This is a genomic window from Corynebacterium auris, assembly GCF_030408575.1.
GTDB classification, from domain to species: domain Bacteria; phylum Actinomycetota; class Actinomycetes; order Mycobacteriales; family Mycobacteriaceae; genus Corynebacterium; species Corynebacterium auris.
Genome location: NZ_CP047047.1, coordinates 392660 through 407642, shown reverse-complemented (window position 1 = coordinate 407642; position 14983 = coordinate 392660). Strand labels below are relative to the sequence as shown.

13 protein-coding genes and 1 pseudogene are annotated in these 14983 nt (G+C 68.1%); 4 read left to right on the top strand and 10 right to left on the bottom strand.

Annotated features, from left to right (window positions below; all coding sequences use genetic code 11):
- Positions 1–14 precede the first annotated feature (14 nt).
- From CAURIS_RS02050 to CAURIS_RS02040, 3 genes are read right to left on the bottom strand one after another with little or no spacing between them, the layout of a single operon-like run.
- Positions 15–1046, bottom strand: coding sequence for an iron chelate uptake ABC transporter family permease subunit (locus tag CAURIS_RS02050; protein WP_290342565.1), 1032 nt, complete (start codon positions 1044–1046; stop codon positions 15–17).
- Positions 1047–2069 carry a FecCD family ABC transporter permease gene (locus tag CAURIS_RS02045; RefSeq protein ID WP_290342564.1) on the bottom strand — a complete coding sequence of 341 codons (1023 nt, stop codon included), beginning with the start codon at positions 2067–2069 and terminating at the stop codon, positions 1047–1049.
- Between the two features lie 6 nt (positions 2070–2075).
- Complete coding sequence (locus CAURIS_RS02040) at positions 2076–3023, bottom strand: ABC transporter substrate-binding protein (RefSeq protein WP_290342563.1); 948 nt, start codon at positions 3021–3023, stop codon at positions 2076–2078.
- Between the two features lie 129 nt (positions 3024–3152).
- Here CAURIS_RS02040 and CAURIS_RS02035 point away from each other — a divergent pair, with 129 nt between their 5' ends.
- Positions 3153–3947, top strand: a complete 795-nt coding sequence (locus tag CAURIS_RS02035) for a siderophore-interacting protein (RefSeq protein WP_290342562.1) — start codon at positions 3153–3155, stop codon at positions 3945–3947.
- Positions 3948–4384: 437 nt separating this feature from the next.
- On the opposite strand, the gene rplE is transcribed toward CAURIS_RS02035, so the two are convergent.
- From rplE to CAURIS_RS02015, 4 genes and pseudogenes are all read right to left on the bottom strand, one after another.
- Positions 4385–4963: a 50S ribosomal protein L5 gene (rplE, locus tag CAURIS_RS02030; protein ID WP_290342561.1), complete on the bottom strand. Its 579-nt coding sequence runs from the start codon at positions 4961–4963 to the stop codon at positions 4385–4387.
- Positions 4964–4965: 2 nt separating this feature from the next.
- Positions 4966–5280: a 50S ribosomal protein L24 gene (gene rplX / locus CAURIS_RS02025; protein ID WP_290342560.1), complete on the bottom strand. Its 315-nt coding sequence runs from the start codon at positions 5278–5280 to the stop codon at positions 4966–4968.
- 2 nt (positions 5281–5282) lie between these two features.
- On the bottom strand, positions 5283–5651 hold the full coding sequence (gene rplN, locus CAURIS_RS02020; protein WP_115685305.1) for a 50S ribosomal protein L14: 369 nt from the start codon (positions 5649–5651) through the stop codon (positions 5283–5285).
- 216 nt (positions 5652–5867) lie between these two features.
- Positions 5868–7778, bottom strand: a pseudogene (locus CAURIS_RS02015) (PTS sucrose transporter subunit IIABC).
- Positions 7779–7866: 88 nt separating this feature from the next.
- Between CAURIS_RS02015 and CAURIS_RS02010 the strand changes: the two are divergent.
- On the top strand, positions 7867–8661 hold the full coding sequence (locus CAURIS_RS02010) for a formate/nitrite transporter family protein (protein WP_290342559.1): 795 nt from the start codon (positions 7867–7869) through the stop codon (positions 8659–8661).
- A gap of 4 nt (positions 8662–8665) precedes the next feature.
- Here CAURIS_RS02010 and CAURIS_RS02005 read toward each other — a convergent pair whose 3' ends face one another.
- Positions 8666–9853, bottom strand: coding sequence for a glycoside hydrolase family 32 protein (locus CAURIS_RS02005; protein ID WP_435384015.1), 1188 nt, complete (start codon positions 9851–9853; stop codon positions 8666–8668).
- 96 nt (positions 9854–9949) lie between these two features.
- Between CAURIS_RS02005 and CAURIS_RS02000 the strand changes: the two genes are divergently transcribed.
- Both CAURIS_RS02000 and CAURIS_RS01995 read left to right on the top strand, forming a co-directional pair.
- Positions 9950–10828 carry a PfkB family carbohydrate kinase gene (locus tag CAURIS_RS02000; RefSeq protein WP_290342558.1) on the top strand — a complete coding sequence of 293 codons (879 nt, stop codon included), beginning with the start codon at positions 9950–9952 and terminating at the stop codon, positions 10826–10828.
- A gap of 58 nt (positions 10829–10886) precedes the next feature.
- Entirely contained in the window at positions 10887–12422 is a 1536-nt protein-coding gene (locus tag CAURIS_RS01995) for a bifunctional hydroxymethylpyrimidine kinase/phosphomethylpyrimidine kinase (RefSeq protein WP_290342557.1), read from the top strand.
- On the opposite strand, the gene CAURIS_RS01990 is transcribed toward CAURIS_RS01995, so the two are convergent.
- Positions 12419–14503: a PhoX family protein gene (locus tag CAURIS_RS01990; protein ID WP_290342556.1), complete on the bottom strand. Its 2085-nt coding sequence runs from the start codon at positions 14501–14503 to the stop codon at positions 12419–12421. The two genes, CAURIS_RS01995 and CAURIS_RS01990, sit on opposite strands and share 4 nt — an antisense overlap.
- 180 nt (positions 14504–14683) lie before the next feature.
- A complete protein-coding gene (rpsQ, locus tag CAURIS_RS01985) occupies positions 14684–14983 on the bottom strand; it encodes a 30S ribosomal protein S17 (protein WP_290342555.1) in 300 nt (99 codons plus the stop codon).

Below are 14983 nucleotides of genomic sequence, written 5' to 3'. Positions count from 1 at the left end.
GTGTCCGTGTGTGTTCACCGCCCCGATCGCCTCCACACCAGCACCACCAGGACGATCCCGCCGACGACAGCCGAGACCGCCCCCACCGGCGCCGTTGACGGGATGAGGCCGGCGATGACCGCGCACACCGCCAAGATCGCCGCCCCGGCCAACGCCGCGACCAACGGCGGCGGTACAGGCGTTTGGGCGACGAGCCTGCCGAAGTGGGGCGCGATGAGGGCAACGAAGCCGATCGGCCCCACCGCCGCGACGACCACGGCCGACACCCCGGTCGCCGCAACAAGCAGCAGCCTGCGCTGCATCGTAATGTTCACCCCCAGCATGGCGGCGGAGGCGTCGTCGTGCGCCAACAACGGCAAGTCGCGCCCGCACCACAGGCCCAGCGCGACAAAGGGGGCCAACCCAAGCAGGAGAGGAAGGATGGCATCCATGCGGATGAAGCCCGTCGATCCCGCCAACCAGGTCTGCGCCTCGGCGGCGCGCAGTAGCTCCGCGCGCAAGAGAAGGTAGCTCACGCCCGCCTGAAGCATCATCGTCAGCGCAACACCGACGAGGACGATTCTGTTGCTCGTTCCAATGCCGCCCAGCAGCGACAGCACCACAACGACAGCAACCGCCCCCACCAGCGCCAGCACGGCGCGCCACCAGAAGATAGGGATGTCGTCGACGAAGGAAGGGCGGTACGAGATGCTTCCTAGCACGACGGCGACTGCCGCGCCGGAGGTGACGCCCAGAATGTCCGGGGACGCCAGCGGGTTGCGCGACATTGATTGGGTCCACGCCCCCGCCATGCCCAGCGCCGCACCGACGATAAGGGTGGCGAGGGCGACGGGGATCCGCAGGTCCCACACCGCCATGATCTCACGCGCAGTGCCGCCGCCGGTGAGCACCTCGACGACCCGCCCGGGGGACGTGGACACGGCCCCCTGCCCCAAGAGGATGAGGTAGGCCGCGCCGGCCGCAAGGGCGAACACCACCCCGGCGGCGCTCTGTTTCGCCCTGCGCTCGCGCCTCTGCGCACGAAGAGCATCTGTTGCTCGGTTCACCTACATCGCCCCCTTCCGTCCTATCCCGCGGCGCACCGCCGCGATGAGCACCGGGCCACCGATGACGGCGATGACGATAGACATTTCCAGCTCCCCAGGGCGCATGATGAGGCGCCCGATGATGTCGGCGCACAGCACAAGCGCTCCCCCGAAGAGCGCCGCGGGCAGGAGCAAGCGACTGACCTGCGGGCCGAGGAAGCGTCGCAGGATATGCGGGGCGGCGAAGCCGACAAAGGCGACGGGCCCCGCGGTCGCGGTGGCGGTGCCAGCGAGCACGACCACACCCAGCGCCGCCAGCGCGCGGGCCAGCCGTGGCGAACCGCCGAGCGCCAGGGAGGTCTCTTCCCCCATCGCCAACAGATCAAGCGGGCGCGCGGCGACGGCGGCGATGACGGCGCCGACGGCCACACCCGCCCAGGCCACGGCGGCATCGTCGTAGCTTCGGCCGAAAGTCGAACCCACCGTCCAGTACCTCATGCTGTCCAACACTGAAGTGTCGAACAATCCAATGAGGGCCGACCCGGCGCTCAGAGAGGCGTCGACGCCAACGCCCACCAAGATGAGGGTGAGCGGGCTCGCCGAACGCCGCGCAACCACCAACACCAGCGCAGAGGTCGCGGCCGCACCGACGAAGGCGTACACCGTAGCGTCGGCGAGACCAACCACAGCGCCCGCCGCGCTGCCCACGGCCACGGCAAAGGCCGCGCCCGCGGTCACACCGATGAACCCGGGATCCGCGAGCGGGTTGCGGGTCCACGCCTGCGCGAGAACACCGGCGATGGCCAGCGATGCGCCGACGGCGTAGGCGAGCAAGGTCCGCGGAACGCGCAGCTGCCAGAAGATATTGCGCACGTCGTCGCTTCCCTCGCCGAGAGCTGCGGCGAGGAGCTCGTCGAGAGAAATGGTGCGCGAGCCGAACGCCAGCGAAGCCACGACCGCGAGGAGGGAGACAACGACAAGCAGCACGATGGCCCGCGCACTATCGCGGGACCGGCGCACTGTGAGAGTGCCGGGGGTACTCATCGAGTGTTAGTTCAGCTGCTCCTCGAACCTTTCGGCCACCCACGGGATGGTCACCGGGTTGGGCATGCTCATCGCGTTGCCGGTATCAGTGTCGAGGTAGCGCACGCGCCCGTCCTTGACCACCTCAAGGTCTTGGAAGATAGGGTCGTTCTTGACCTGGTCGACGAGGCCATTGTAGTCGAGCACGAAGAGATAGTCGACGTTGTTGAGCTCGGAGTAGTTCTCCGGGGCGTAGTCAACGAAGAACGTGGAACCGTCGCCCTGGAGCTCGTCGGGGATGACGAAGCCGAGGTCCTCGATGAACTGCCCACGCCCATCGTCGGCGGTGTACAGGCCAATCTTGCCGTCGTACGGCATGACGATGGCCGCTCGAGCCCCCTGCACCTCGGGGTGGTTGGCCCTGAAGTCCTCGAAGACCTGCTCGGTCTGTTCCACGAGGTCGCGGCCCTCAGCCGACTTGCCCACGGCATCGGCGATGGTCTCCACCTGCGCTTCCCACGGCACCTGCCAGTCGTCGTACTCCGCCGGCTTCACGGTCGTCGGCGCGATGTTTTCCAGGGACTCTTGCGCCTCAACGTCGACGGCTTGGTTCACGGCAACGATGTGGGTGGGGTCGACCGCCGAGACCTGTTCCAGGATGTCTGCGGTGAACCCGCTGGCAACGTTGTAGATGACCTCCGGCTGGGCGTCGCCGAGCAGGTCCTCGGCCCACGGGCCAACACCGGAGGGGCCGACGTCGCCCTCCGCACCCCACGGCGCGACGGCGACAGGGGTGATGCCGAGAGCCAGCAATGTGTCCGCGTCGCCCAAGCCGAGGCTGGCGACACGCATCTCACTGTCGTCGCCCTCAGCCTGCGTCGAGTCCCCCTCGCCGCGGGAGCAGCCCGCCAGCGCGAGCGTGGCGGCGGTGAGGGCGGCCACGATGCCCGTGGCGCGCTTGTTCAAAAACATCATTGCGTGTGTCCTTCTGTAGGCCGTCCGATTTACACCACATGGGTATGTGCAAATTGCATTGACTACCGTATAGTAGGACGCGCACCAGATGTAATGCAAGCCTTACCTTTCTAATTGAGGTTTCGATACATGCCCTCCCACCTCCTCCACCCCGTCACCCTCGTCGCCAACGAGCAGCTCAAACCCCGGCTACACCGCCTCACCTTCACCGCGGAGGCCTTCGCCGACTACCCCTTGAGCGGGCCGGACGAGTACTTCGGCCTACTCATGCCGAAGCCGGGGCGCCCCTTCCGCCCCTTCAGCTTCAGCGGCATCAACATCCGCGCGGCCGTCGCAACCATGCCCGAGGAGACCCGCCCCGACCTTCGCTGGTACACCATTCGCAACCTCGATAGCGCACGCAAGCTTATCGACGTCGACGTGGTCACCCACGGCGATACCGGCCCAGGTTCCCGGTGGATCCGCCAGGCGCGCCCCGGCGACACCGCCGGCATGTTCACCTGCCCCGCCCTGTGGACGCCGCCGACCTCCTCACAGCTGCTCGTGGCCGACGCCTCGGCACTGCCCGCCCTGCGCCACATCCTGGCATACCAGCAGGCAAACGCCCCCCGGGCCCTCGCCAGGACCCATGCCGTCGCCGTGGTCACCTCCCCCGAGGAGATCGAGGACGGGCTGGCCGAACAGTGGGGCGAGGTGCTGGCCTCCCTCACCGTCATCGAGGCGCCGAAAACCGCTGAGACCGAGGCCACCCTGTCCGCCCTGCGCGACAGCTTCGGTGAGAAGCAACCGCCGCGCTCCGTGTGGGTCTCCGGCGAGGGCGCCCTGACCAAGTCCGTGCGCACGCTCGCCGTGAAGGAGTGGGGCCTGCCCCCTTCCGACGTCGTCTGGGTCCCGTTCTGGTTCCACGGCAAGGCCCGGCCCTAGCCGCGCCAGCCCCTCACCCACCCCTGGTTAAGAACAGAAGGGTAAGAATCCACGACATTCGGGTCCGCACGTGGATTCTTGCCCTTGTGTTCTTAACCGCAGGGATCCCAGCCACCCCACCGCGGCCAGGTAGTCCGTGCGCACGCTCGCCGTGAAGGAGTGGGGCCTGCCCCCTTCCGACGTCGTCTGGGTCCCGTTTTGGTTCCACGGCAAAGCCCGGCCCTAGCCGCGCCAGCCCCGCACCCACCCCTGGTTAAGAACAGAAGGGTAAGAATCCACGACATTCGGGTCCGCACGTGGATTCTTGCCCTTGTGTTCTTAACCGCAGGGACCTTAACCGCAGGGATCTTAATCGCAGGGATCCCAGCCACCCCACCAACGACAAAACCCCCGTCACGGCCCGGTGGGCGGTGCGGGGGGTTGAGGCGTCGACAAGCTTAAGCTTGCTGCATCTTGCCGTCCTTGTCGGCGAAGGGGAAGCCGAGGTGGCGCAGGAGGGAGCGGCCCTCGTCGTCGCTCGTGGCGGTGGTCACCAGGGTGATGTCCATGCCGCGGACGCGGTCGATCTTGTCGATGTCAATCTCGTAGAACATCGTCTGCTCGGACAGGCCGAAGGTGTAGTTGCCGGCGCCGTCGAACTGCTTGTCGTTGAGGCCGCGGAAGTCGCGGATACGCGGCAGGGCGACGTTGAGCAGGCGGTCCAGAAACTCCCACATGCGGTCGCCGCGGAGGGTGACCTTCGCGCCGATGGGCATGCCCTCGCGGAGCTTGAAGTTAGCGATGGACTTCTTCGCGCGGCGCAGCTGCGGCTTCTGGCCGGTGATCGCGGTGAGGTCCTCCAGCGCGCCGTTGATGACCTTGGAGTCGCGGGCGGCGTCGCCGACACCCATGTTGACCACGATCTTGGTCAGGCCGGGGATCTGCATGACGTTGTCGTAGCCGAACTCCTCGTTGAGCTTGGCGCGGATGTCGTCCTTGTAGCGGGTCTTGAGACGCGGGGTGTAGTTCTCAGCCATGCTTAGATGTCCTTCCCGTTCGTCTTGGCAACGCGGACCTTCTTGCCGTTTTCGTCGAAACGGTAGCCCACGCGGGTCGGGGTGCCGTCGGAGTCGAGGACCATCACGTTGGAGACGTGGATGGGGGCCTCCTGGGTGACGATGCCGCCGGACTCGGCGCCGCGCTCGTTGTAGGAGTTCGCGACGTGCTTCTTGATGCGGTTCACGCCCTCGACGAGGACCTTGTTGCGCTTCGGGTAGGCCTCGATGACCTTGCCCTGGGCGCCCTTGTCCTTGCCCGAGATGACCTGGACCATATCGCCCTTCTTGATCTTCATACCTAGATCACCTCCGGTGCGAGAGAAACGATCTTCATGAAGCGCTTGTCGCGCAGCTCGCGCGCGACCGGGCCGAAGATGCGGGTGCCGCGCGGCTCGGTGTCGTTCTTGATCAGAACGGCCGCGTTCTCGTCGAACGCGATGTACGAGCCGTCCGGGCGGCGGGTCTCCTTCTTGGCGCGCACGATGACGGCGCGCACGACCTCACCCTCCTTGACGTTGCCGCCGGGGGCAGCTTCCTTCACGGTGGCGACGATCGTGTCGCCGATACCGGCGAAGCGTCGGACAGAGCCGCCGAGCACGCGGATGCACAGAATCTCTCGCGCACCGGTGTTGTCGGCGACCTTCAGACGCGATTCCTGCTGAATCACTGTGGTCTCCTGACCTGGTTGAATGTGCGCCAGATTTCCGTCCTGCGCGCACGTGGTCACATGTATTTATGCACTTTTGCTTATCGACGAACACCGCTGCCGCTTTCGGCGATACCCGCGGCGTCGAAGGGTCTCGGGGCGTTCACTCGGAAACGCGCGCCCGCCCCGACCAGCTCCAGGCAACTGTGGTATTTAACCACGGCCGCGGCGCTGGAATCAAATCTCGGCCGGCTCCACCGTGAACAGGTCCTCCCCAGCTTCGACGTCGCCGGGCAGGAAGAGCGCCGGGGCGATCGCCCCGACCTTCTTCGTGTTGGATACCACCACGGGGTGGTCACCTCGTAGCCGGCGGCGGCGATGCCCCCGATGTCGAACTCGGCCAGCAGCTGCCCGCGGGTGACTGTGTCGCCTTTGGAAACGCGCGGGGTGAAGTGCTCTCCCTTGAGGTTCGCGGTGTCGAAACCGATGTGCATGAGCACGTCGACCTTCTTGCCGTCTGTGCCCGTGCCCCGCACGGCGTACGCGTGGCCGGAGGGGAAGGTGACCACCACGGTGCCGTCGAGGGGCGAGCGCAGTTCGCCGCGCGTCGGCGTGACGGCTACGCCCTCCCCCAGCTTGAGCGCGGCGACCATCGGGTCCGACACCTCGGACAAGGCGATGGCCCGGCCAGTCAGCGGGGAGGCGACCCGGGTGGCGTCGGCCGAGGCCTCCGCGATGGTCGCGGCGGCGACGGCATCCGCGCGGGTGTCCTCGGGCGCGTCGGGGTCGATGGTGCCGCGGCGGGCGACCATGACTCGGCCGTAGAAAAAGGCCGCGGCGAAGGAAACCACGAAAGTGACGGCGCACAGCAGGAGAAACGTCCCCATGTCGCTCGCACGCATGGAGACAACGCCGATGAACCCGGCGGCGCCGAGTGCGACGGACTTGACGTCGAAGAGGGCGACCAGCATGCCGCCCACGGCGGAGGCCCCCATGGCGATGAAGAAGGGCCAGCGTAGCCGCAGGTTCACGCCGAAGATAGCGGGCTCGGTGATACCGAAGACCGCGGAGACGCCGGAGGATCCCGCTAGCCCCTTCATCTTTGCGTTCCGGGCCAGGACGTAGACGGCGAGCGCCGCCGCGCCCTGGGCGACGTTGGCCATGGAGGCCGTCGGGAAGATGAAGGAGCCGCCCTGGTTGATCAGCTCTAGTTCGATCGGCGGGAAAGACTGGGGCAGGACCGTGATCACGATCGGGGAGTAGACCAGCCCGAACAGTAGCCCGCCGACAGGCCCCCCGATGTCGTAGAGGCCGGCGAGGGCGTCGATAAGCAGGTCGCCGAGCCAACGCACGGCCGGGCCGACCGCGATGAAGGTGATGAAGCCCGTGATCAGCAGGGTCGCCAGCGGCGTGAGGAGGAAGTCGACGGTGCCCTTGAGACGGCGGTGGAACCACTTTTCCACGGTCGCCAACACCCAGGCGACGGCGAGGACCGGCAGCACCGCGCCCTGGTAGCCGGCCTGCGCGACGGGAAGCCCGAACAGGTCCCAGTAGGGCATGGTGCCCTCGGCCATGGAGGTGGCAACCTCGTAGCCGTCGACGAGCGCGGGGTGCACCATCGCCATGCCCATGCCCGCGCCCAGGTACTCGTTGCCGCCGAAACGCTTGGTGGCGGAATACCCCACCAGCACCGGCAGGAAGGTGAAGGGCGCGGAGGCGAGGACGTTGATGATCTCCGTCGGCGGTGAGCACGTTGTTAAGCGCCATGAGCAGGCCGCCGCCGACGAGGATCGGGATAAGGGGGACGAAAGTATCGGAGCGGACCTTGATGAAGCGGGTGAACCAGCTGCCCTGCTTCGCGGCCACCTCTTTGAGCTCATCGGTGGAGACAGCGATATTTCATCCCGTCATCGCGTCGAGCTCGGCGAAGACCTGATCCACGTCCCCGGGGCCGACGATGACTTGGAACATCCCGCCCGTCTCGAAGGTCCCCTTGAGGTCGGGGTCGTTATCCAAAGCCGCGGTGTCCACCCGGTCCGGGTCCTTGAGCACGAGGCGCAGGCGTGTGGCGCAGTGCGCGGCGCCCACGATGTTGTCCTCCCCGCCGAGCCCGGCCAACACGCGGGCCGCTACGTCTTTGTGGTTCATGGCGCTTCCTTTCTTTCCCCACATTCAAGCACGCCGCCATCACCGGCCGCGGCGCTTGATGGCGGGAAGGATTACTACGATTCGGCCTATGAGTTTCGCCGAAGAAGCCCCCGCCTCGATACAAAACAAACTCGACCTTTTCAGCCACGAACCTGCCCGCTTCGCCGCCCGCGCCGTCATGGCTGGCGTGTACCTCAGCATCATGACCGCGTTCGCGGCGTCGACCGCCACCCTCGTGGAGGCCGCGGCCCCCGAGTGGGGCAAGTATGCGTTCGGGGCGATTTTCGCCGCCACGCTCTACATCATCATCGTGCTCCAGGGCGAGCTGGCGACGGGCGACATGATGTTCATGACGTACGGCGCCGTCCACCGCATGAACACGGTCTGGCGCGGCCTGCTCATCATTTTCGTCGCCACTGTGTTTAACCTCGTTGGCGCCGTCGCGCTGTCGTGGCTGATCTCCACCACGACGATCGCGCAGGACGTGAGCTTGGACGGCGGCTTCCTCCACGACATGCTAGAAGACAAGCTCTCCAAGCCCTCAGTGACGCTTTTCTTCGAGGCGATCCTGGCCAACATCGTGGTCAACATCGCCTTCATGGTGTCCACCCAGGCGGGCAAGGACTACTCGGCGAAGCTGTGGGGCGTCATAATCATCATCCCGGCGTTCGCCGCCATGAGCTACGAGCACTCCATCGCCAACTTCGTTCTGACGTCCCTCGGCGGCTTCGTCATCGGCCCCGAGGCGATCGAGGGGTTCACCATCGGCAACGTCTTACGCAACTGGGGAATCGTCTGGCTAGGCAATCTCGTCGGCGGCGGGCTGATCATGGGCGGCGTCTACGGTTGGCTGAACCGAACGTCGACGGACTACAAGGACTAGCGCCCTACTGCACGTCGAGGCGCTGCCACGGCGCGCCCTCGGTGCTAAACACCGCCGAGGAGAACGCGACCTCGCCGTCGGCGGCCGTGACCTCCACCCCGTCGGCGGTGACCAGCACCTCTCCGAACGCGCACTCGGCCCACCGCGGCAGGCCGCCCTTGTCCAGGGCAAGCGTGCCGCGCCCGCCCTCGCCCGGGGTCCAGGTGATGGTGAGGGGTGCGGCGCCGGTGGCGTCGAAAAGCTGGGCCCGCCTCGGCTCGGGGCCGACCCGGAAGCGCTCGACGAGCATGTCCGCCCCGGCCGGCAGCACGAGCTCCTGGTACAACCGCCCGCCGCGCAGGCGCACCCGGCGCGGCAGCGTGAGCTGGTGGACCCACCCCTCGGCGTCAACCGATGGCGTGTCGTCGCGGCCGGGCAGCCCCATCCATCCGAGCATGAGCGCGCCCTCGCCCGCGTTGATGAGCTGCGGCGCGTAGAACTCGTGGCCGTAGTCGAGCGGGGTGTAGTCGGTCTCCACCGCGAAGTGGGTGCCCGTGAGCGTGCCAACGATGTAGCCGCACTCGTCGACGTCCGGAAACTGCGGGCAGATTACCAGCACGTCCCGCTCCTCGCGGGTTTCCTCGTCCGTCAGGCGCAGCAGGTTGGGGCACTCCCACATGTACGCCGCGGCAGCGTTGGGGCTGAGCCCCGCGAACTCAATTGCGCCCGCGAAGTCCCACGCCTCCAGGTCCTCGCTGGTGTACATGACCGCCGCGCCGGTGCCGCCGACGCGCTGGGCGCCGAGAACCATCCGCCAGCTCCCGTCGGCTGCGCGCGTGACGTGCGGGTCGCGGTAGTGGGCGGTAAAGCCCGGGGCGGGGCCCGCGATAATCGGGTTGGCGGGGCTGCGGCGAAAGTACCCGCCGGCGGGGCCGTTGATGTCGCCGACCTCCACGAGGTTCTGGGTGGCGCGGCGTTCGCCCCCGGCCTTGACGTTGCCGGTGTAGAGCAGGACCATCCGCTCCCCGTCCACGGCGGCGCTGCCGGAGTAGCACCCGTTGCGGTCGTAGAGGAAGTCCGGGTAGAGCGCGTCCCGCAGGTGCCGCCACGTGCCCTCGCCGAGCGTGGTCACGGCGTGGCCCCAGCCGGTGCGCTTCGCACCGCCGGGGAAGGCGGGGTCGTGCTGATAAAACGCGTGCAGCGTCTCCCCCACGAGCACGATCCCGTTCGGGTCGTTGAGTCGGCCCTGCGGCGGGCTGAGGTGATATTTCGGCCGGTACGTCGTGCCGCGTAGTTTACGGTTGAAACCATGATCACCGTCTACGGCGAGGGCCTCATCGACCTCGTCCCCGCGCGCCCCGAACCCCTCGCCCCGCTCGTCCCCTCGCTCGGCGGAGGCCCGTTCAACGTCGCCCGCGCCCTGAGCCGGCTCGGCTCCCCTGTCGCCTTCCAGTCCCGCCTGTCCACTGACGCCTTCGGCGCCGCGCTCACGCAGTCGCTTCACGACGCCTCCGTCGACCTCTCGGCACTCACCCGCGGGCCGGAGCCCACGACGCTGGCGGTGACCTCGCTGCGCCCCGACGGCTCGGCCGCCTACACCTTCTACACCGGGGGCACCGCCGACCGCTTCGCCGAGCCCACCCCGGTGCCGGGCGGCTACGCCGTCTTCGGCACCGTCTCCCTCGCGCTCGAGCCGGCGGCCTCGCGCTACGCCGCCGCCGCTGCCGCCAGCGCCGCCGCCGGCGCCGTGGTCTGCCTCGACCCCAACATCCGCCCCTTCTACGCCACCGACTCGCACCGCGAGTTTTTGCGCTCCACGCTCGACAGCGTCACGGTGCTCAAGATGTCGGACGAGGAGGTAGCTTTCATGGGCGACGTCTCCGCCGTCCCCATCGTGGTGACCACCCTGGGCGCCAAGGGCATCTCGGTGCGCGCCCCCTTCGGCACCCTCCGCGTCCCCGCGCCGGAGGTCGCGGTTGCCGACACCATCGGCGCGGGCGATACGGTCATGGCCGCGCTCGTCCACGAGTTCGACTCCCGGGGCCTCGACAAACAGGGCCTTCTGGCGCTGGGCGAAAACGACTGGCGCGCTATCCTGCACTTCGCCGCCGCTGCGGCCGCGCTCACCGTCTCCCGGCGCGGGGCCAACACCCCGACGCGCGCCGAGGTCCTCGCCGCGTGTTCTTAGTTTCACGGCACCCGGTGCGCACTAGCGGCGGCGCCGGATTCCCGTTAAACGTGGAGGTATGACGCAGCAACCCAGAATCCTGTCCATCGCCGGCACCGATCCCACCGGCGGCGCCGGCATCCAGGCCGACCTGAAGTCCATCGCGGCTTCGGGCGGCTACGGCATGAGCGTGGTCACCGCCCTCGTGGCCCAAAACACCCGCGGCGTGCGCGAGGTGCACACCCCGCCGACGGATTTCCTCCTCGCACAGCTTGAGGCGGTCTTCGACGACGTGGAGGTCGACGCCGTCAAGGTGGGCATGCTCGGCAGCGCAGAGATCACCCGCGCCGTCGCCGACTTTCTGGCCGCGCACCCCGTCGAGGTGGTCGTGATCGACCCGGTGATGGTCGCCACCTCGGGCGACCGGCTGCTCAGCGAGGACGCCGAGGACAGCCTGCGCCAGTTCGTGCGCGAGCACGCGAGCGTGGTCACCCCCAACATCCCCGAGCTCGCCATCCTCGCTGACGCCTCCCCCGCCACGACCTTCGACGAGGCGCTCGCCCAAGGCACGGCTCTCGCCGCCGACTTCGGGGTGCAGGTGCTGGTCAAAGGCGGCCACCTCGACGGCCCCGACGCCCCAAACGCGCTTGTCACCCCCTCCGGCGAGGTCCACGTCACCCGCCTGCCCCGCCTGGAGACGACCAACACCCACGGCACCGGGTGCTCGCTGTCCGCGGCGTTGGCCACGCGCATGCTTATCGACGCCTCCCCCGCCGCAGCCGCCGAGCACTCCGTGCGCTGGCTGCACGAGGCCATCGCCGGCGGCGCCGCCCTGGGCGTCGGCCACGGCCACGGCCCCGTCGACCACATGCGCCCGCTGCGCCGCCTGGCGGCCGCCGCCGATTCGACCCCGTGGGACACCAACCCCGCGCCGGCCGCCGAGCCGCGCCCCCGCATCGCGGCGGCCGGCCCCCACACGAACGATTTGTGGCAGCGCGCGGCCGCCCGCGCCTGGCCGGACACGCTGGCGCTCGGCTTCATTTCCGAGCTGCGCGCGGGCACTCTCCCCGCACGCGATTTCGAGTTCTACCTCTCCCAGGACGCCTACTACCTGTCCGAGTACGCGCGCGCCCTGTCGCTGGTCGCCGCGAAGGCGCCGGAGCGCGCCACGCACGAATGGTGGTCGGCCGCGGCCACGGGCGCGACGGCGGAAGAAGCGGTGCTGCACCGCGACTGGCTGGCCGGGCGCGGGCTCGCCGAGGCGGCCGAGGCCCCCTCCCCCGTCACCCTCGCCTACGTCAGCCACCTCAAGGCGGCGGCCGCGACGGGCGATTACGCTGTCGCCGCCGCGGCGGTTCTGCCCTGCTTCTGGCTCTACGCCGAGGTGGGCCTCCACCTCGCGGACGCCAACCAGCCGGACCACCCCTACGGGGCGTGGCTGTCGCTGTACGGCGGCGAGGACTTCGTTTCCGAGGTCACCGGCGCCATCGAGCTGACCGAAAAGGCCCTCGAGGCGGCCTCCCCCGCGCAGCGCGACGCCGCGCGCGAGGCCTTCATGCACTCCTGCTTCCTCGAGCGGGAGTTCTTCGACCAGGCGGCGCGGCTTCAGTCCTAGGCGTCGACGCCCACCTGCTTGCCGTCCGGGCGCCACGCGACGGCCACGGCCGGGCGCGGCACCGCGTCGCCGCCCTCCGGCCAGTTCGAGCCCGGGTTCTCGAAGGTTGCGTCGTCCTCCTCGCCGGGGTGCTGCACGTTGACCATCACGCGCATGTCGTCGACGATCGGCCCGCAGGTCTCGGCGCCCTTCGGCACGGTGAGGAAGCACTTGACCTGGCCGCGGTTCTCTCCCTCCAGGCCCACGGCGTACAGGCCGTCGTTGCTGCCCAGCGCGTTGCCGTCGGTGGAGATCCACAGGTTGCCGTGGCTGTCGAACGCGATGTTGTCCGGGCAGGAGATCGGGGACACCTTCGACTCGTCGAAGCCGCCGAAGTAGGTCTGAGCGGCGGCCGGGTCGCCGCAGACGAGCAGGAGGTTCCAGGTAAAGGACTCGCCGGCGTGCTCGTCCTCGATCTCCATGACCAGGCCGTTCTTGTTCTCGCGGATCGGCGCGTACTCCATGACGTCCTCCTTGCTCTTCTCCGCATTTTCGCCGGTGGCGCCGCGGTAGGAGTTGTTCGTCAGGGCGAGGTAGAGCTTGCCGGTCTCCGGGTGCGGCTCGAAGTCCTCGGGGCGGTCCATCTTGGTCGCGCCCACGGCGTCGGCCGCCAGGCGCGTGTACACGGCGACCTCCTCGCCGGTAAAGCCGTCGACGTGCGACTCAACGCCGTCGGCGGTGGCGGTGAGCAGCTTGTGCCAGGTGCCGGTGCCGTCGAAGTGGCCGTCGGCGGGCAGCTCGCCGTCGCCGGTGATCTCCTCCTGCGGGGAGTTGCCGTCCAGGGAGGCGACGTAGAGCGTGCCCTCGTCGAGGATGGACATGTTGTGGGCGGCGTCGCCCTCCTTGATCTGCTTGGAGGAGACGAACTTGTAGATGTACTCGAAGCGCGCGTCGTCGCCCGAGTAGCACACGACGGTGCCGTCGTCGGTGACGTGGATGGTGCCGGCCTCGTGCTTGAACCGGCCCATGGAGGTGTGCTTGACCGGGGTGGACTCTGGGTCGAAGGGGTTGATCTCCACGATGTAGCCGAAGCGGTTGAACTCGTTCGGCTCCTTGGCCAGATCGAAGCGGTCGTGGATCCTCTCCCACTTGCGCTCCGAGGCGGCCTCCTCGACGCCGAAGCGCTTGACGTCCTCGGCGGCGCGGCCCTCCGTGACCGACGCCGCGTTGGCCCAGTACTGGTCGATGTTCTCTTCGCCGGAAAGGAACGTCCCCCACGGGGTGACGCCGCCGGAGCAGTTGTTGAAGGTGCCCAGCACCCGCGTTCCGGTCGGGTCCGCGCTGGTCTTCAGCAGGTCGGACCCGGCCGCGGCGCCCGTGAGCTCGAACTCGGTGGTGCCGGTGATGCGGCGGTTGAGCGGGCCGAACTCTCGCTGGAGCTGGCCGGTGTTGCCCACCTTGGAGACCTCCAGCACGGTGTGGCCATGCGCGGCGATGCCGATGTTGATCTCCTCGTCCGTCGGGTTCTCCGGGTCGTAGTTGGGGAACATGTGCGGCTCGGTGGAGTATTCGTGGGAGCAGACGTAGACGAGGCGGTTCGGGTCGTCGGGGTGCTCGAGGAGGCCGGCGAAGTCGTTGTTGAAACCGAACTGGCGCGCCGCCGCCTCGGCGGTCTGGTTCATCGGGTCGAACTCGGGCGCGTCCTCGTAGACCGGGTCGCCCCACGCGATCAGCACGGCGCTGGTGTAGCCCGCCGGAACGACAACCAGGTCCTCGGTGTTCGGCTCCACGGTCTCGAACTGCATGCCGGGCCGCGGCGGGGCGTCGTTGGCCTGCGTGGCCGTGTCTTCCGCGGTGGTGGTCTCCGCCGGGGCTGCGCCGTTATCCTCCGAGGCGCACGCGGTCAGGGCGGCGCCGCCGCCCACCGTGACTACGCCGAGGCCGAAGGCCTGCAGCACGCCGCGGCGCGAGACGATGTCGCCGAAGTACTCGTTGTCGGAAGTGTTCGTGCACTCCCCGTAGCACGCGTTGCCGCACTTGTAGGTGCAGGTCAGCTTTGATCGGTTGGATGCGAACGGCAGTTTCAGACCCTTGAGTCCCATGTCGGCTCCTTCTCGTGCGCGCGGTGCTGGCCACCACGATCTGTAGGACGAAGGAAGAGTAGCGCCGTAGGTTAGCCCGGCGGGGAAAACCAAGTGAACAGTTGGTGACTATTACGGGCGCGAAGAAGGGGCGTCGATAAGCAAAAAGCCCCGCGGGGCGGGGCTTTCGCACGGGCTCGCTTAGCGGGCCTTCTCGATGATGTCCACGAGACGGAAGTGCTTGTCCTTGGACAGCGGGCGGGTCTCCTCGATGAGGACGAGGTCGCCGACGCCGGCGGTGTTCGTCTCGTCGTGGGCCTTCACGCGCTTCGTGGTACGGACGATCTTGCCGTACAGGGCGTGGGACTTGCGGTCCTCGACCTCGACCACGATCGTCTTGTCCATCTTGTCGGACACGACGTAGCCGCGGCGGCGCTTCTGCAGGCCCTTTTCCTTCTTGTTTTCGTTCACTGTGGTTGCGTTCACGTTTGCCTCAGTCAT